This window comes from Paenibacillus marchantiae (assembly GCF_028771845.1).
GTDB classification, from domain to species: Bacteria; Bacillota; Bacilli; order Paenibacillales; family Paenibacillaceae; genus Paenibacillus; species Paenibacillus marchantiae.
The window spans coordinates 4,097,779-4,116,542 of record NZ_CP118270.1 but is presented as its reverse complement, the minus strand read 5'-3'; the positions used below and the strand labels follow the sequence as shown (position 1 = coordinate 4,116,542).

The following is an 18,764-nucleotide window of genomic DNA, read 5'->3' as shown; positions in this document are numbered from 1 at the left end:
AAATGATATATCAGAAACTTTTTTAATATGAACTACGCCTATGATAACCCATATTGTGGAATTTGAGGAGATTTGTTTTCATAAACGGTACAACTAAAAATAGCCCCCGGTCAGGAAAATCCTGCCGAAGGCTATCATCTATTTTATATAATACGTCATTACAATTCTTCTTCTTCCGGGTACTGAGGCTTGGTTACATTATCGGGGACCGTTTCATCGTAGACGTCCTGACCGGGATAATCCCGAACCTCCCCTTCGTGCAGCTCATGATTTTCATAATCGAAACGATGCGCGGTCCTTTGATCCACTCGCCACGGCGAGCTTTTGCCAAGAGATTCAGACATTAGAGATGAGCCGTAAGGACCTTCAGGGAACTCTTCGAGTGTGATATCATTTCGCTGCGACTCCACCGTGGACACATCGGTATATTCTTGTCTTTCTTCTTGCAAAAATTTATCCTTCATCGTTCGTCCCTCCATATCTGCTTCGTGGTGATCAAAGCATGTTTATTTTGAGCGGAAATGAAAGGATTTATGCATGATCCATGGCAAACACTGCGTTTCAGTCTCTGATCCAGATATAAAATACAAAAACAATAAGTCCGATTATGCAAGTCCATGTATCTCGTTTGGACCATACCAATAAGGAGGAACGTGCTCCAAGCAGGGAATTCTCTCTAGCTTTCCGCATTTCCATCGCAATCGTCATATCTTCTGCACGCTGAAACAACGCCATGAGCAAGGGAATGACCATTGGGCCAAGATCACGTAACCGTACCGTATTCGGTCGTAATGCAGCTTTGCCGCGTGCCCGGACGATCAGCGAGAATCGCTGCCATTCACTCCAGATCATCGGGATAAAACGAAAGATTAAAGACACGGCGAGTGCAAACGACGACACGGGCAGCTTGATTTTTTCGCCGATACCAAGTACCCAATTCAGTCCCTCGACCATACGGCCATAAGGCGTAGTCAGTGAAAACCAAAGACTTGCTAACGTAACGATAAACAAACGATACACATTGAGTAACGTCCCCTCCGCCTGTATCAGGGAAAATCCGAACTGTAGGCCGCCACCTTCTGTAGAAAGAGTTGTGCCCGACAATGCAGTTGATACGAGAAAGAACAGTACGAGCGGTTTCATTAATTTCAAGCATCCCATCAGAGCCTGTCGTGGCAGCACAACGAGCGCCAAGATGACTGGCACCAACGTAAGAGATAGACCTAACCAGTGGTGTTGAAGCATCGCAGCGGTCACGAGCAAAATGTATAAAATCCATTTCAGACGCGGGTCCATGGCACCATACAATCCTCTGTTGGATCCTGATTCTGCGTGGGTGTGTATGACCCCCTGTGAGCCTTCTCCTCCCAAAGTGTCGGAGCTTGAAAAGGTAAGCTTCGCTTCATCTGTGAATTGATCCTCATTACCAATAACATCAACCTTCTGCTCTAAAGGCGCATTGACGGACTGAACAATACCTTCAGCCATTTCCTCCGGGGTCAACGCAGTAGAAGGAAATTGAATGCCCGCCGCCGCAAATTGTTGTGCCAGTTGCATAGAAGGTGGCAGACCAATTCCAGCAAGCTCCAGCAGATCTGGCCTTGTATGAAGTTCCCGTGGTGTGAGATCAGCAACCATACGCCCCTCCTGCAACAAAAGAACCCGATCTGCATGTGGTAAAAATGTGTCCAGGTCGTGTGTAGCCACAATAGCTCCCTCACCTGCAGTTCGATGCTGATTCAATGCATCTAGCAGCATGAGCACACTTTGTGCTTCCAATCCGGCGCTGGGTTCATCGAGCAATAGCCATGAAGGCTGCGTAGCAGTTCCCAGGGCAAGCCCCAATCTTCTCCGTTCTCCCCCGCTTAGTGCAAAGGGTGATCTGTCCGAATGGAATCGTTCTTCCCCTCCCTGACCCGCTGGGGAGTCCCAGCGCTCCAGCGCTTCGGAAATCTGCTTTTTCTTTTGTTCATCTGGTAGACGATATGGACGCAGGGAATAAGCAAATTCACGGCCAATGCTTCGGGCGAACAGCTGTTGCTCTGGGAATTGAAAGACCAAGCCCATTTGCAACAAAATGGAATGTGGCACTTTCCCGTTCTGCCAGAAAAGCTCTCCGTCCAGCTTAAGGTTACCCTCATCTGGAGGTTTTAGGCCAGCGATCGTTTGCAGCAGTGTGGTTTTGCCTGATCCTGTGCAGCCTAGCAATAAAGTGATTTCTCCACGGTTCAGTTGGACATTGATATCTTGAAGCAGCGCTCTTTTGTCAGCCTGTGACGAAGCTATACCTACATGTTCTAGTTCGATTGCCAAAGGGCTACCTCCTTAACCAACTGCTCTGGTCGCAGAGGTGTCGCATGTTGCAGCAGACCTTTCCGTTTTAGGAGTAGAGCCGTCTGCACTGTAAAAGGTGGAGCAAGCCCAAGCTGTTCGCAGGGTGATGGTTGTTGTGCTTCTTTTCCAGAGTCAGCCGTCGTCTCTTCCTTATCTTTTCCATAAAAGAAAGCCGCAGGCACTCCATCGTAAACACAGCGTCCCTGTTCCATGGCAAAAATTCGATCGCACAGCGTCGCTTCCTCCAAATGATGCGTAATCCAGATTACCGCCGTCCCTTGCTGGACAATGGCTTGAACTACCGCCTCCATTCGTTCTCTGGCTCCCGGATCAAGCATGGCCGTAGGTTCGTCCAGAATGAGTACATCCGGTTTGGCCGCCAGCGCTACCGCGATATTAAGCAACTGCTTCTGTCCTCCAGACAGCATCGATATTGCCGCCTCCGGCGAGTGCTCAAGTCCTACCGTATGTAATGCGTGCTCTCTCCGTCGTAATTGTTCATCAGGAGATTCCAGCAGCGAGGATAAGGAAAAATGAAATTCCTCCTCAATGGTGTCTCCAAGTACCTGCGCATCAGGCTGCTGGAGGACTCCACGAACAACCAGTTCCGAAGAAGCCTTCCTTTCCCCACCGGATAGCGGAGTGAATCCGATTAGCAGCCCTGCCAGCGTACTTTTGCCGCTACCATTGGCTCCCACAATACTTATCCATTCTCCCGGAGCTAATTCCAGCGAAACTCCATCCACTGCCTTACGAACAAGTCCTGACTCCGACGCATAATGAACACGGACATTCTCTAGTTTTATCAAAGGTGTAACGTCTTGCATCGCAAATTGGTCCTTTCCCTTTTGAATCTTTTGTGGTACGATCCGAATCGTTAACCACATCCGTTTAATCGGTTAACAATAAGATTACCAAAATTGAAAGGAATGTTCAAACATGAAATTATCTTTGCGAGGTATTGTATTCAGCGCACTGATGGCAGCCATACTTGTTCTTTTTGGTTACATAAGTATTCCCATTGGTTTCTCTCCTGTGCCGATTACGCTGCAAACTCTTGCGGTTATGCTGGCAGGCGGACTGCTTGGCCCATTATATGGTTTTCTAAGTGTCGCTTTGGTCGTGGTCCTGACTGCAATTGGCTTCCCGCTTCTGCATGGCGCAGGCGGACTTGCAGTACTCCTTGGGCCTACCGGGGGATATGTTATGATGTGGCCCTTCTCCGCATTGCTCATTGGACTATTGCTCAGCAGAATCAAACTGAACGGATTCGTTGGTTATTTCCTGGCCTTTATTGTATTTGAGGTGTTTGGTTCAATGTTGATCTATGTTTCGGGCGTGCCCTGGTTGGCCTATGCCTACAAAATGTCATTACCTGAAGCCATGATACAAGGGTTCTATCCCTACATCATCGGTGATCTGGTCAAAGCCTTGTTCGCTGCGATCATCATCGCACCTGTGCGCATGGTCTTCCCTCCGCAACGACTGACAGGCAATATGAACTCAACGGTTGTGCGAGCAGATTCTTAGGACATCATTGGATCGTGAATAAAACGAAACAAATGCCTCCAAAATTAATTTTTGGAGGTATTTTCTTTTGTGCCAGAACGTCATGTCCATATTTTCCATGCTTCAAGTCCATATTCAACATGTTCTTCAAAAGAAGTCTTGACTATAATAATTGATAATGATTATCATTATAAAAGAAAAAGGGGATTTCATTATTATGTTGCGTCATCCAAATAAACTCCAACTTTCGTGCATTATCCTTGTGCTAACCTTGCTTCTCTCCGCTTGCGGTCAAGGGAAACAAACATCATCACCTTCTACTGAAGGTAATTCTGCACAGCAGACAGAAACGTCAACCGATACTGCCTTAGAATCGGCAACTCGCGTATATAAGGATGCTCTGGGCCGTGAGGTAACGATTCCAGCCCATCCCCAACGTGTTCTCACTACACAATATTTACCGGAAATGCTGGCAGCAGGACTTAAGCCCGCTGGGGCAGCATCTCATCTGCTTAACAACTATGTCTCGATTCAAGATCAATTGGAAGGGATCGAAGATATCGGGGTCTCCAATAAGCTGAATTTGGAAAAGGCACTCGAACTGCAGCCGGACCTCATCATTGCTGCAGAGTGGAATGAGGATCAATTGGAGCAGCTGTCCAAGATTGCCCCTACGGTTGTTGTTCAATGGGAAGGTGCCGATGCATTCCAACATTTCAAGTCAGTGGCTGACGTTATTGGCAGAAGCGAACAGGCACAGGAATGGATTCAAGCATTTAATCAGAAATCCGAAGAGGCACGGACCAAGCTTTCTTCCTTCGTTTCACCAGATGAGACATTCGGTGTTGTGGTTATTGGCGGATTTGAAAAAGGTCAACTCAGAGTGTACGGGAACGCTAATGTCGGTTATACCTTATATGATGCTCTGAAGTTCAACATGACGGATACCGTCAAAGAGGAATGGGCAAAAGGGAATCATGAACTCGGCATCAACATCTCTCTTGAGAAACTGCCGGATTATGCTTCAGCAGATCGACTGTTTGTGGTAAGATTCGATAATGATCCTGATTTCCTGAAAGAGGTGGATGATAGCCAGTTGTGGCACTCACTGCCTGCCGTCAAAAATAATAAAGTTTACGTGGTTGATGAGAGCCTATGGTTCTCTTACGACGTGATGTCTCTCAGTGCTCAATTGGATGATGCCGTTCAATTGCTCACCAAATAAAAGATATTAATCACATCATATACAATAGAGGAGAAGTTCTTCAGCGATCCTGCCTGAAGAGCTTCTTTTCAGCTTTTGAGGAGGGATACCATGATTTCGCTGGTCTATATACTTACAGGGACATACTGCGATGCGATATCCGGTCCGTGTACAAAATCAATACACCGTCATACATTGATGATCATCACCGAAGGGCGTGGTAAAGTCCATTCCATGGATAAACAGACTGAGGTTATGCCAGGAAACTGCTTTCTATTTCATCCCCGTATGGAAGTGCAGCTTGAAAGTCTATCAGATCTTCCTTTGCAAGTATACAGCGTTGAATTCGAACCTCTGCCCGTGCCTGTTCAGGGTACGCCCCGAGTGGCTGCATTAGCGCAAGGACAAGTATACCCTGAACATGTTTCTCGCATGATTCAATTGGTACACTTACTGCATCCCGTGGAGGATCTTCGCGATGAAAAGGAAAACTACAGCAAACATGTGCTGTTTCAGGAATTGATTTTACTAGTCATGAAAGCCGACACGATGGATAAAGAGCATCGCAGCATACAGGCCGTGGATACACTCCTTCAACGGTTGGAACAATCCGTTACACTTGACTATACTTTGGATCAACTTGCCGCAGAGACTGGGCTATCCACACGCCATTTTTCACGTCTTTTTCGTGAGCACACCGGACAGAGCCCTATCCAATATTTGAATGCCTTGCGAATGAATCGTGCCAAAAAACGTCTGCTGGAATCAAATGATTCGATTCAGGAAATTGCAGGACACATCGGATTCCGCGATCCTTTTCATTTCAGTCGTAGCTTCAAGCAATATACAGGTGTATCCCCGCGTTTATACATTCATTTAAGAAAGCATACAATGCGTGTCGCCTCCTTTCAGTTCCTGGGTGAGCTGCTGGCGCTCGGCATAACACCGATTGGTGCACCTTACCAATTGCTGGACTGCCGTTATTACCAGGGTCATGTGCGAGGTGTTCCTTCGATTGGAAATTCCGTGGTAACGCCATATATGGATAAGATATCGGAGCTGAAACCCGATCTCATCGTGACTTTTAACGGGCATCATTATGCCGAATACTCCAAAATTGCTCCTACACTGGATGTTCCCTGGTCCCTGCCCTTCTTTGAACGCTTTCGTCTTATTGCGGATTTGACTGGAAGGACATCTGTGGCAGAAGCCTGGATGGAAAGCTATATGAACAAGATTAAGGAAACCCAAAGAGTCTTGTCTCCTCTTCAAGATGGTGACCAAACAGTTTCATTCTTCTGGATGAGAGGACTTCCCGCTACCTTCCAGGTCTACTACGACGTAGGTGTGTTATATCGTGATTTGCAATTAAAACCACCTGCTCCGGTGCTGGCAGCCCAGCAAAATAAATCTCATCCGTTCAAAGAAGATATTCCTTTGGATCAATTGCATAAGTATGCGGGTGATCATCTCTTTATCGTTGTGTCGGGCGACCCGGAATCCATCAGACAGTTTGAACAGCTTGAACGCAGCAAGTATTGGCAGCAGCTTCCTGCAGTGCAGAACGGTCAGGTTTACCGTATGACGGAAGACTGGCTTCGGGAAGATCCAATCTCCATGATGGGACAGGTTCAGGATCTGATGAATTTGATTGGGTAACAGCCAAAAAAGCCGCGTCCACGTAAACAGAAATCGTTCTGTTCCACCTTAGACACGGCTTTTGTTATTTTTACTCTTGTTCCTGTCCCTTTCCTCCATACAGGGTAAGTAAAGGCTCTTGAACCCGAACTTGTCCCGTAGTCAAAGGAACCACTTCCTCATAATTCGCAGAATTCGTTACAATTATAGGGGTTACCGTATGATAACCAGCGCCCTTGATTGCAGCGATATCGAATTCCAGCAGCAAATCTCCTGCTTTAACCCGATCACCTTCCTGAATATGTGATGTAAAGTGCTGACCATCGAGCTTGACGGTATCCACCCCAACATGAACCAAAATCTCCGCACCTGTATCCGAAACAACAGCTAGGGCATGTTTCTTTTTGAAAGCCACGGTAATAGTACCGTCAAAAGGAGCAACGACTCGGCCAACTGCTGGCTCAATCGCAATGCCTTTGCCCATCGCGCCGGATGAAAATGCCGGATCTGGCACCTCAGTCAGTTCAACAATGGTTCCCTCAATCGGGCTAAGAACTTCTTGATCCAAGGAATCCGCTGTTCTTACTGATGCATTGGTGGATTCCGTGCTTTTTTCTTGTTCTTCCTCTTCCACCGGATCTTTGAATCCCATAATGTACGTCAATGCAGCCGAAACAACAAAGGATACACAGATCCCAAGAATCAGTCCAGGGAAGCCCTCTCCACCTGGTCCATAGAAGATCGGCAAAGTCAGTAATCCTGGAGCGCCCGAAGCAAATGCCTGAGTACCTGCCTGACCAATGATGGCCCCACCAACAGCCCCCCCGATCACTCCTGCGATGAATGGACGTTTGAGTGGCAGAGTGACACCATAGATGGCAGGCTCGGTAATCCCGAACAAGGCCGTCAATGTCGATGAACCCGCCAGCGTTTTCAGCTTCTTATTTTTGGTTTTCAACATAACGCCGAATGCAGCTCCGGTCTGTGCGAAGATGGAAGCCGTCGCAGCCGGTTTGACACCATCGCGTCCATATACAGCAACGTTGTTAATAAATACGGGAATGAGTCCCCAGTGAATTCCGAAAATAACGAGCAGCTGCCAGCTTGCACCCATAACTGCTCCTGCCAATAGCGGACTGAATCCGAAGGCGGCCACTAGTCCTGATGCAATGGCATTACCTACATATACTCCAAATGGACCGAATACGAGCAAGGTAAGAGGTACCATAATAACAAGCAAAAATAATGGAGTGACAAAATTTTTCACACTTTCGTGAAGAACTTTATTGAAGAATTTCTCCAATTTGCTCATAACGATGACTGCCAGAATAATAGGGATAACGGTAGATGAATAATTCATCAAAATCACAGGGATACCGAAGAAATCGGTTGGCGTTCCCTCCGCCTTGAGCGTGACGATGGAAGGATAGATTAATGCGCCAGCAATGGTCATCGCCACAAACATATTACCCTGGAATTTGCGAGCGGTTGTAACCGCTAACAGCAAAGGCAGGAAATAAAACAGGCTGTCTGCTGCTGCAAATAAGATCTTATACGTGGTTTCCGTCGTTTCCAGCCAGCCGACATTGCTTGCAATGAGCAGCAGCCCTTTCAAGATACCGGCTCCCGCCATAACGCCTAGCAGCGGTGCAAAAATACTGGAAATCACATCGATAATGCCGCCTAAACCTTTCGCGGACTTCTTAGGCTTTTCCTTTTCGGAAGAGTCATCCAAAATGTTGCTGATCTGACCAATGGCGCTATATACCTCAGGCACCTTATTGCCCACGACCACCTGAAACTGACCCCCATTTTCCTTGACTGCGATGATTCCTTCTGTCTTTTCTAGCTTGGCTTTGTCTGCCTTCGCGTCATCCTTCAATACAAACCGCAAACGTGTTGCGCAATGTACCAGTGATACCACATTCTTTTCGCCGCCGACCAGCTCGACGATCTCTTTTGCGAGTTTTTCCTGACTCATGATGTGCACCCCCATATTTACTAAAACAGGCACCTTACCGATTTTTTTGCACGCAAAAAACCTAAGCCTTGAGTAAGGTTTGGACACATTGGTCCTGCCTTCTCATGACTTAGGTTTTGCCTGCATAAACAGTAACAATCCCAGTTAAATCGTATTCAATTCCTGTTAATCTCATATTATTATGATTTAACCAAATTTGTCAACATTTTAATTATTATCGATTAACGACTCGTTCAATGTGGACGGTCAGATACAATTTCTCTTCGTTGGTGAGCTGATGGTTATATTCCTTGTTGACGAACATTTCGATTTTCTCCGTACATGCCGCCGCTTCCGGGTGCTTCTCTTTGATCATGTCGTAAAAGTGATCATAATTATTGTCATAATGCGTGCCGCTTAATACCCTCTGGGAGAAGAATTTCAGATGCGTAATGAAGCGAAAATAGCTGAGAGACTCTTCATCGAATTCCATCTTGAAGTGATATTTGGCTATATTAATAATTTGCTGAATAAACTTGGTGATGTTCATCGTTGTAATGACTTCTTCATTCATCTCCGCATTGACAATATGCAGGGCAATATACGCTGCTTCATCCGGTGGAAGCTCGATATGAAGTCTGGACTTAATCTGCTCCAGCGTTTTCAGACCCAGTCCGAACTCAGCCTTGTACAGCTGTTTGATTTCCCACATCAGTGCATTTTTGATTTCTATCCCTTCACGATATCGTTCAATCGCAAAGTTAATATGATCTGTTAGGGAAACGTAGATATTTTCATTCAGATTACGGCCCAGATTCTCTTTGGCGTAGGTAATAATTTCTTCCACAATTTCGATCAGTTCCATTGGGACTTCGCGCAGCAGCATTTTGAAATTGTCGGATGTCTGCTTGTTTTTAAGCGCAAATACTTTCTGGATGCGGGTCTCGTCTACTTTATCCCCGGGCTTTTTCTTAAAGGCAATCCCACGCCCCATCACTACAAGCTCTGCTCCATCCGCCTGATAGATGCTAATGACGTTATTGTTGATAACCTTTGCTATTTTCACTTCAATCCCCCCGTCACGATCCACTCTCTTGGCAGTCATATATCGCCTTTTGGGCATACAAAAAAAACCTGAAGCATCACAAAATAAACAAGACATGTACGTCTGTTTTTTTGGTGCTTAGGTTTTGCCTACTTCAAGTAGTAACAATCCCAAAACGATATAATTGCGTCAAGTATAGCGCGAAGAGACACAAATGTCAACGCTTTCAACGAGGGGACAATCGGAAGTTCCATGAAAAGTGGTCCTTCCGATATGATCATGGAGAATGTCCCTGTTTTTTCCCTGCTTATTCCTGTTCTAAATTGCTGCCATCTGATTCAATCACATTTTTGTACCAATGGAAGCTCTTTTTCTTGATCCGCTTCAAGTCACCCTTACCTTCATTGTCACGGTCCACATAGATGTAACCATAACGTTTTCTCATCTCTCCTGAAGAAGCGCTGACAATATCAATTGGCCCCCAGCTTGTATAACCAATGATCTCTACACCATCCTGAATAGCTTCACCCATCTCGGCAACATGGCGTTTCAGATAATCAATCCGGTACGCATCATCAACCTCACCTTCAGGGGTAACCACGTCATTGGCTCCAAATCCATTCTCTACAACAAACAGCGGTTTTTGATATCGGTCGTGCAGTTGATTGGCTGTAATACGGATGCCTTTGGGATCAATCGTCCAGCCCCATTCCGATTTTGCCAAATATGGATTCGCTACAGAACCAAATACATTGCCGCTCGTCATGTTTTTGACGACTTCCGGGTCTGTGGAGGTTGTACGACTTGAATAATAACTAAATCCGATATAATCAACCGTATGGTTTTTCAGAATTACCGCATCACCAGGCTGCATGTTAATATTCAACCCATGATCCTTGAAGAAACGTTTGGCATAGCCCGGGTACTCTCCACGCGACTGAACATCAATGAAGAAATAAGACTCCCTGTCTTTCTCCATGCCCTGGAACACATCATCCGGATTACAGGTATAAGGATAAAAGCTTCCTGCCGCAAGCATACAGCCGATCATTGCGCCCGGGATGATCTCGTGACAGGCTTTAACCGCCAGTGCACTGGCCACCAATTGATGGTGCGCTGCCTGATACTGAATCTCTTTCACATGATCGCCATCCTTGAAGACCAGACCCGCACCAAGGAATGGCAGATGCAGCAGCATGTTAATTTCGTTGAACGTCATCCAATATTTCACCTTGTCCTTGTAACGGCTGAATACGGTTTTCGCGTAGGTTTCGAACAGAGTCACCAACTCACGGCTTCTCCAACTGCCATATTTCTCAATCAGATTAACGGGTACATCGAAGTGAGCAAGTGTTACTACAGGCTCGATACCCTGCTTCAACAGTTCATCGAATAATCGATCATAAAACTGCAAACCCGCTTCATTCGGCTGTGCATCTTCTCCAGTTGGGAAAATCCGCGCCCAGGAAATGGATACACGCAGCGCTTTGAAGCCCATCTCGGCAAACAGCGCGATATCCTCGGGATAACGATGGTAGAAATCAATTGCTTCATGCGAAGGATAAAACTCGGTTTCCAGCGGGGTTAATGCAGGAACATTACCCTTCATTATGCTTCTGCGATTCTCTCCTGTCGGCAGCAAGTCAACAATGCTCAGCCCTTTGCCATCTTCCAGATATGCACCCTCTGCCTGATTGGCAGCAATGGCTCCACCCCACAAAAAGTCTTTGGGAAACTTAAAATTAGTCATCCTTATTCTCCTTCCAAATATGTAATTCTGTTATCCGCTCAAATCGCAAGAAACATTAATAAGACAAAATAGAAAAAACCCGAACCAGCCCGGATACACGTTGCAGTGTATACAAGCCAGCTCAGGTTATGCCCATATCGGTAACATTCCCAGATCACAATTATGCGGATTGGATAAAACTTTAGCAAGAATTAGGGCCATTGTCAATTTAATAAGCGTGATATATATTCTGCATCTGCATGGAACGTTGTCCCTGCAACATTCGAAGACGCATCGAATACTAAGCGAAGACTAGAAGGATCAGTAATCGATCTCAAGTAGAGTTCATGCTATTGTCCACGGAGGTTTTTCATGCAAAAAAACCCGTTTCGTGCACCACATATAATATTCCAAAATTGTAATAACCACTAATTTTTATATGAAATATCAACCAATTATACTGGTATTATCTTCTATTAAAGCATGATATATTTCAATTCAGAAAACGCTTTCAGTAATTTTGATTTGGAGGTGATCCGCGTTTTTAACAAGCTTACGGCTTGTTTTTTGTTGAGCTTTATTGCCAATCTTTGCAAGCATCCTATTTTAGTTCAACGATTATAACTCAAAGGAGAATATGTTAATGAAAAACAACCGCAAATCGGCTCTCTCACTCACGCTCGTGACTGCGATGATCCTGTCCCTCTTCTCATCGGCCATCGCTTCTGCTGCTACTGATGACTCGATTCAGGCAAGTTCAGCCGCTGCTCCAACCAATATTCAGTCCTATGTTACTGCGATGGAGCCGGGCTGGAATCTGGGTAACTCGCTGGACGCTGTTGGTGCAGATGAGACGGCATGGGGTAACCCGCTGATTACTCAGCAACTGATTCAAAATATCGCCAATCAAGGCTACAAGAGCATTCGTATTCCAGTGACCTGGCAAGCTCATATAGGTGGAGCTCCTAACTATACTATTGATACCGCTTACATGAACCGTGTACAACAGGTTGTAAACTGGGCGCTTGATGCCAATCTGTATGTCATGATCAATATCCATCACGATTCATGGCAGTGGATCAGCTATATGGAGAATGACCATGCCAATGTCCTTGCACGTTATAACTCTGCCTGGACTCAAATTGCAAACAAATTCAAAAACTCATCCACTAAGCTGATATTCGAAAGTGTAAATGAACCACGCTTCACCGAAGGTGGTACAACGAATACCGCTACAGCGTATGCTTTGCTGGATGAGTTGAATGTATCTTTTCATAACATCGTGAGAGCATCCGGCGGCAACAATGCAACACGTCCATTGGTCCTCCCAACGATGCATACTTCTTCCGCTCAACCAGATCTCGATGCATTATCTCAAACAATTGCGAAATTGAATGACCCTAACATTATCGCTACCGTTCACTACTATGGTTTCTGGCCATTCAGTGTGAATATCGCAGGTTACACCAAATATAATGCTGAAGTGCAACAGGATATTACGACTACATTTGACCGAGTGTACAATGCATTCACAGCCAAAGGTATTCCGGTTATCGTCGGTGAGTATGGCTTACTCGGCTTTGATCAGCACACAGGTGTCATCGAGCAAGGTGAGAAACTGAAATTCTTCGAATTTATCGGCCAATACCTGCGTCAGAAACAGATGACCACCATGTTATGGGATAATGGACAGCATTTTGGCCGTACCAGCTTCACCTGGTCTGATCAGGATCTGTATAACACAATGAAAGCAAGCTGGACAGGTCGCTCTTCCACAGCTGAATCCGATCTGGTTTATCTGAAAAAAGGGGCTGCAATTCAGGATAAAACAGTAAAACTGAATCTCAATGGCAATACATTTAGCTCTCTTGCTAATGGCAGCACTACCCTTGTTCAAGGTACAGATTACACGATCAGTGGTGATGTGCTGACATTGAAATCAAGCCTGTTAACCAGACTGACCACCTCAGGCAATCTTGGGGTTAATGCCAAGTTGACCGTCAAATTCAACAAAGGTGCAAACTGGAACCTGAATATCATCAAGTATGACACGCCTAAACTGAGCAATGTAACGGGCACAACGAGCTCGTTTGCGATTCCGACTACCTTTAACGGCAATCAGTTGGCCACCATGGAAGCAACTTATACAAGTGGCGGAAACGCGGGTCCGCAAAACTGGACTTCATTCAAAGAATTTTCCTACGCTTTCAGTCCGAATTATAGTAGCAACGTCATTGAACTGAAACAAAACTTCTTCAACGAAACGAATAATGGAGAAGTCATTCTCAAGTTCCACTTCTGGAGCGGAGACGTAATTACGTACAAAATTACAAAGAATGGTTCCAGTGTTGTCGGAATCTCTTCCTAATTGGATTTTACAACTCAATCTACAGCATATTGGAATTCACGAAACGTTCTGTCCAGGGCAAGAGGCTCTGGGCAGAACGTTTTTCATTATTATACTTGGTTAATCTGACTGGCGACGAGGAGCCACTATCGTACCTTTACAATAAAAATGAAACATCTCCACTCCGGCTGTGAATGACATATGTTGCTCCCAGACCTTTATAAACAAGCTCAACAGGTGCCCTGTTGGTAGAAACGACATAGAGTTGTTGCGGACACAAGCTGCGACACAGCTCAATGTCCTGGCAGCACTGCGGCAAGCTATTTTCGAATACAAAGGCGTTTTTCACTACAAATTCTGGCGGAAGCTGATTACGGAATGCCATTTCCTGAATGTAGCGCACGGTGACTGCACCAAGCGACTGGAGTTGTTCCCCCTCTTCTTCGCTGTGTACAAGCACGACAACTGCAAATCCCCTCTTCAGTAATACATCCACAAAATTCTTTCCCGCCTCACCGTGTCCTGTCGATACCACCATCATTGCTTCATCCATTGCCGCCAACCTCGCCTTCACATCAGATCCTGCAAATGCCATCTGGAGTACGTTATGTGCGAATCATAGTCCTCTGTCTGCATCTCTGCAATTCAACTGCATCCGATTTCTGCACCGTTCTGATCGATTCCAGACAATCCAGGTGAGCAATTCTTGCCTAATCTCCTCTTTTCGCAGTCATGCGGCATGTTGCTCTGTCTGTCATAAGCGGAAGAAAAAATCGAGTTATTCGTGTCCAAAACGAAGATATATCACTTGTTAATCGCTTACATGTGTGAATTCTATACCAAAAATCGGAAAATCAGGCGTATATCCATTCCGGTTGATTTTACTTGAGCTGTGTTCAGTCGTAATATAATCGGCAGGATAACAAAAACAATAGAAAACAATAAGATGATTTTGCCTATGGAGGTTGGAGCGTGTGATCGCAGATTGTGATGTGGAAATTCGAACGGAGATTTGTGTTGATACCCGAATTAGTTCCATGGAGATTATTCGGTACGATATGCGAAAATTACCCTTCATAGCGCAGGAACGTTCATCCTGCTACTGTGGATTGTTCAAAATCTCATGCGGGAATGTTCATGGTTTTGCCGAATTTGAATTGCCTGTGGGCTCCCATCCCTCTGATCTGGTAAAATGGGCTTCGGTGTTCAGGGCCTTAAAAGGTATGGAGCTGTCACAGGTCATGCATTATATCCAGAAGCATCAAGAGCTATGGGGAAATGAACGCATGCTTTTCCTGCATGAAGCCGTCAGCAATTTGCTTCTTAACCTGGAGCAAGCCAGCACATCTGATGTGATGTTAAACCGGGAAGAAATTCGTGCCTTTATGATGCAATACGCACTGACGTATTATTCTTTTTGACACCTTCCGTTTAGAAGAAAAGATACATAAAAATGCAAAGAAACCCTGGTGATATACACCGGGTCTTTTTGCATTTTTCGACCTGTCTTTTTCAAAAGTTTACGCTTATTGCGGTTCAGTAAATTTCACAACGATTAGTGCTTCTCCATTAGCTTGAACAGGGCCGGTCGTAGTTGGCATCACCTGTTCGATCTTTTCGTTCCCATTCGGGATGAGCACAGGTGTAATCAATGGCAGCCCGGCAGCCTGGATCGCTTCCATGTCAAATTCAATCAACAGTTGACCTGCGGTTACGGTGTCTCCGCTATTCACATATGCGGTAAAACCTTCACCCTTCAGTCCAACGGTATTAATTCCAATATGCACAAGCATCTGAACACCGGTTTCATGTTCCAGGATTACGGCATGTTTGCTTTTATTCATCACATGAGCGATGACGCCGTCAAAAGGTGCAAATACTTTGCCCTCAGAAGGCTCGATAGCGATCCCTTCTCCCATATGCTTTTCCGAGAATGCAGGATCAGGAACCTGCTCCAAAGCAACAGCTGTGCCTGTGATCGGTGATGCAATTTCCAACAAATCTACCTTGGTGCGATGGTTAGCGGCCTGGCTGGCAGAGGAGTTTGACTTTTGCGACAGAACTTCCGTCTTGCTCTCATCTCCAGCATTGCTCGGAACTTCCTCCGCAACCGGCTGATCCTTATATCCGAAGAACCAGGTAAGTGCAAATGCAATTCCCATGGCCACCACGTTGGACAAAATGTACAAAGGCAATTGACTATTCAAATACAGCAGGGTGCCCGGAATAACCGTCACCGCCATACCTGTACCTTGCAAATGGAACAATGACGCGATAAATCCACCGACAGCGCCTCCGACAAGGCCCATGATAAACGGTTTCATATACCGCAAGTTAACCCCGAAGATAGCAGGTTCGGTAATCCCTAGAAATGCAGAGAATGACGAAGGCAGTGCGAGTGCTTTCAGCTTTGTATTTTTGGTCTTCAACCCCACCGCCAGACAAGCTGCTCCTTGCGCAGCCATAGCGCATGTAATAATCGCGTTGAACGGATTAAAGCCCGTTTTCTCCAGCAATTGAATCTCCAGAAAGTTAAAGATGTGATGTACACCGGTAACAACAATAATTTGATGGAAGAAACCAATAATAATGCCCGCAATACCAAATGGCAGTCCCAATACGGCTGTTGTTCCATGCAGAACCCACTCCTCCAGGGAATGGAAAACCGGACCAATCGCGAAGAGACCAAGTGTAATCATGACCGTCAGTGTAATAAAAGGGGTAAGAATTAAATCAAGCGCCTCTGGCACGCGTCTTCTCAGAACCTTCTCAAACTTCGCTCCGATCAATCCGACGAAGAACGCAGGCAGTACGGAACCCTGATACCCGACCACTGGTATGAATCCGAACATATGCAGCGGTTGTGCTGATCCATCTGCCACAGCGTATGCGTTCGGCAGCGCCGGATTCACAAGCATCAGACCCAAAACGATGCCGAGAACCGGACTCCCGCCAAACACGCGGAACGCAGACCAGGCTACCAGTGCAGGCAGAAATGCAAATGCCGTGTCCGTCAGGATTTGAGTAAATAATAAGAAATTGGGCGAAATGTCCTCCGGTGTTGCACCAAATAGCGATAGAATTTCATTTTGAGTGAGCAGCCCGCGCAGACCCATGAAGAGCCCCGTTGCGACCAGCACAGGAATAATCGGTACAAAAACGTCACCAAACGTGCGAATGGCCCGTTGAAAAGCATTGCCTTCCTTTTTGCCCTGACTCTTCACGTCTTCCTTGGAAGACCCTTCGATGCCCAGCTTCTCAACCTCTTCAAATATCCGGTTCACTGTTCCTGTTCCAAAAATGATCTGATACTGGCCCGAGTTGAAAAAGGCCCCTTTCACTTTGTCGATGTTCTCGACCTGCTTCTGATCGATCTTGTCCTTGTCATTCACCATGATCCGAAGACGTGTTGCACAGTGTGCAAATGATGCGATATTTTCTTTGCCCCCGATGGCACGAATAACGTCCTGGGCAATCTGCTGATTATCCGACATGGTTCTTCATTCCTCTCACGTTATATCTAATAATCCCATTTTGATGCCTGAAATCCTGCTTTACCCCTATGTGCAAAGAAGCGAATCTCCACACTTTCCTTGCTTGGGAAGATACGGCTTGTGAATACCTCTTCTCCATCATTGACAAAGATCTCAACAGAAGAAGAATCCACAAAGATATGGAACTTCAGCACGTCTGCATTCAATGCACAGCGCCGAATATTCCCGTTCTGATCCGCGAGCGTGGCGCCTGACTGCGAACGATTCAGGGTTACTTTCTGAGTCAACCGATCATACTGCAACACGGTCTTCTCTTCTGCACTCGCCCGCAATTCAATGCCTACAACCTCTGCGTCAAAATTACGGATTTCACATTCCAATTCATAAGCCATTCCAGCAAAGTCTGCGAAAGATCGAGTCTCATGATCCATTGTGAATTCCATGTGAGTCCCTTCAGAATCCCCACGCAGCTTCACCATTTCAGAGACTGGCTGCTGAATTAATTTCCCCTCCCGGAGTGACAACTGCCGCGGAATTGTTAGGCAATGTGCCCATCCACTCTTATCTGTCGGATACTCCAAATCGGGAAGTCCCATCCAGCCTACCAAAATTCGTCTTCCATCTGGCGCCTGCATCGTCTGCGGGGCATAAAAATCAAATCCACGATCCAGCTCCTGAAACGGACCATGGTCGAAGTGCCTTGTCTGAAGATCCAGTGGTTCGCCAATCAGATAGCCCGACTGAAAAATGTTGTGATACTCATCTCCCTGACTCTCTATTCCTTGTGGCGAAAAGATCAGCACACCCTTACCCTGCATCTCCATATAATCGGGGCACTCCCACATGTAACCAAAGTTAGGTAGCCCAGTATGAATCTCTCCAAGAAACGTCCAGTTTCTGAGATCTGACGAGCGATATAATACGGTGCATCCCGTTTCATCTACACGCTGGGCTCCAATTACACAATAATAAGTGTCACCCTGCTGCCAAACCTTGGGGTCTCTGAAATGTTCCGTGTAGCCAGAAGGTACTTCAGAGATCACAGGTTGATGCACTTTGGTTATTGAACCGCTTTCATGCATAATCGCCAGACACTGATACGGATGCCTGATCCAGTCCTCATCTCTTGTATTGCCTGTGTATAGCAGATTGAGTTGGCCATCTTTTTCAATAGCACTGCCCGAATATGCCCCGTGTGAGTCATATGTGTCGCCCGGCTCGATTCCGATTCCGACTTCTTCCCAGTGCACCAGATCCGTTGAACGGGTATGGTACCAATACTTCATTCCATGCTCGGTCCCGAGCGGGAACCACTGATAGAACAGATGATAATATCCCTGATAATAAGAGAATCCGTTAGGATCGTTAAGCAGTCCGGTTATCGGCTGGATATGGTAATGCTGTCTCCACGGACAAGCAGAGATCAAAGCTTCCAGCTTGCCTATTTCTCCAGGCTCTGCCTGTTCGATTCGTCTGTAGCGTTGCTCTCTAGTCATTTTCATAA

Annotated in this window: 14 protein-coding genes; 5 read left to right on the top strand and 9 right to left on the bottom strand. The window is 46.0% G+C overall.

Annotation, left to right across the window (positions count from 1 at the left end):
- Window positions 1-158: 158 nt before the first annotated feature.
- The 3 genes from PTQ21_RS18900 to PTQ21_RS18890 all read right to left on the bottom strand — a co-directional run bounded on the left by PTQ21_RS18900 (window position 159) and on the right by PTQ21_RS18890 (window position 3,161).
- Window positions 159-464, bottom strand: a complete 306-nt coding sequence (locus PTQ21_RS18900; protein ID WP_063563514.1) for a hypothetical protein — start codon at window positions 462-464, stop codon at window positions 159-161.
- A gap of 97 nt (window positions 465-561) precedes the next feature.
- A complete protein-coding gene (locus PTQ21_RS18895; RefSeq protein ID WP_274566699.1) occupies window positions 562-2,313 on the bottom strand; it encodes an ATP-binding cassette domain-containing protein in 1,752 nt (583 codons plus the stop codon).
- On the bottom strand, window positions 2,298-3,161 hold the full coding sequence (locus tag PTQ21_RS18890) for an ATP-binding cassette domain-containing protein (protein WP_274566698.1): 864 nt from the start codon (window positions 3,159-3,161) through the stop codon (window positions 2,298-2,300). The genes PTQ21_RS18895 and PTQ21_RS18890 overlap by 16 nt, the downstream gene beginning before the upstream one ends.
- Window positions 3,162-3,273: 112 nt before the next feature.
- Between PTQ21_RS18890 and PTQ21_RS18885 the strand changes: the two genes are divergently transcribed.
- The 3 genes from PTQ21_RS18885 to PTQ21_RS18875 all read left to right on the top strand — a co-directional run bounded on the left by PTQ21_RS18885 (window position 3,274) and on the right by PTQ21_RS18875 (window position 6,706).
- The gene (locus tag PTQ21_RS18885; protein ID WP_269056657.1) at window positions 3,274-3,864 is read left to right on the top strand and encodes a biotin transporter BioY; all 591 of its coding nucleotides are present in this window, start codon (window positions 3,274-3,276) and stop codon (window positions 3,862-3,864) included.
- Window positions 3,865-4,021: 157 nt separating this feature from the next.
- Window positions 4,022-5,068 (top strand): ABC transporter substrate-binding protein, encoded by a 1,047-nt coding sequence (locus tag PTQ21_RS18880; protein ID WP_274566697.1) that lies wholly within the window; start codon window positions 4,022-4,024, stop codon window positions 5,066-5,068.
- A 90-nt stretch (window positions 5,069-5,158) separates the two neighbouring features.
- On the top strand, window positions 5,159-6,706 hold the full coding sequence (locus tag PTQ21_RS18875; RefSeq protein WP_274566695.1) for an AraC family transcriptional regulator: 1,548 nt from the start codon (window positions 5,159-5,161) through the stop codon (window positions 6,704-6,706).
- Window positions 6,707-6,776: 70 nt separating this feature from the next.
- Here PTQ21_RS18875 and PTQ21_RS18870 read toward each other — a convergent pair whose 3' ends face one another.
- The 3 genes from PTQ21_RS18870 to PTQ21_RS18860 form a co-directional block, all read right to left on the bottom strand.
- Window positions 6,777-8,666 (bottom strand): beta-glucoside-specific PTS transporter subunit IIABC, encoded by a 1,890-nt coding sequence (locus PTQ21_RS18870; protein ID WP_274566694.1) that lies wholly within the window; start codon window positions 8,664-8,666, stop codon window positions 6,777-6,779.
- Window positions 8,667-8,880: 214 nt separating this feature from the next.
- Complete coding sequence (licT, locus tag PTQ21_RS18865; protein ID WP_079694910.1) at window positions 8,881-9,711, bottom strand: BglG family transcription antiterminator LicT; 831 nt, start codon at window positions 9,709-9,711, stop codon at window positions 8,881-8,883.
- Window positions 9,712-9,997: 286 nt separating this feature from the next.
- Window positions 9,998-11,440 carry a 6-phospho-beta-glucosidase gene (locus tag PTQ21_RS18860; RefSeq protein ID WP_274566693.1) on the bottom strand — a complete coding sequence of 481 codons (1,443 nt, stop codon included), beginning with the start codon at window positions 11,438-11,440 and terminating at the stop codon, window positions 9,998-10,000.
- A 622-nt stretch (window positions 11,441-12,062) separates the two neighbouring features.
- Between PTQ21_RS18860 and PTQ21_RS18855 the strand changes: the two genes are divergently transcribed.
- Window positions 12,063-13,787: a cellulase family glycosylhydrolase gene (locus PTQ21_RS18855; RefSeq protein ID WP_274566691.1), complete on the top strand. Its 1,725-nt coding sequence runs from the start codon at window positions 12,063-12,065 to the stop codon at window positions 13,785-13,787.
- A gap of 136 nt (window positions 13,788-13,923) precedes the next feature.
- Here PTQ21_RS18855 and PTQ21_RS18850 read toward each other — a convergent pair whose 3' ends face one another.
- Complete coding sequence (locus PTQ21_RS18850; RefSeq protein ID WP_072732634.1) at window positions 13,924-14,361, bottom strand: hypothetical protein; 438 nt, start codon at window positions 14,359-14,361, stop codon at window positions 13,924-13,926.
- 379 nt (window positions 14,362-14,740) lie between these two features.
- Here PTQ21_RS18850 and PTQ21_RS18845 point away from each other — a divergent pair, with 379 nt between their 5' ends.
- Entirely contained in the window at window positions 14,741-15,187 is a 447-nt protein-coding gene (locus PTQ21_RS18845; protein ID WP_083584564.1) for a hypothetical protein, read from the top strand.
- A 105-nt stretch (window positions 15,188-15,292) separates the two neighbouring features.
- On the opposite strand, the gene PTQ21_RS18840 is transcribed toward PTQ21_RS18845, so the two are convergent.
- Window positions 15,293-17,260 (bottom strand): sucrose-specific PTS transporter subunit IIBC, encoded by a 1,968-nt coding sequence (locus PTQ21_RS18840; protein ID WP_063563504.1) that lies wholly within the window; start codon window positions 17,258-17,260, stop codon window positions 15,293-15,295.
- 26 nt (window positions 17,261-17,286) lie between these two features.
- The gene (locus tag PTQ21_RS18835; protein ID WP_274566689.1) at window positions 17,287-18,762 is read right to left on the bottom strand and encodes a glycoside hydrolase family 32 protein; all 1,476 of its coding nucleotides are present in this window, start codon (window positions 18,760-18,762) and stop codon (window positions 17,287-17,289) included.
- Window positions 18,763-18,764 lie beyond the last annotated feature (2 nt).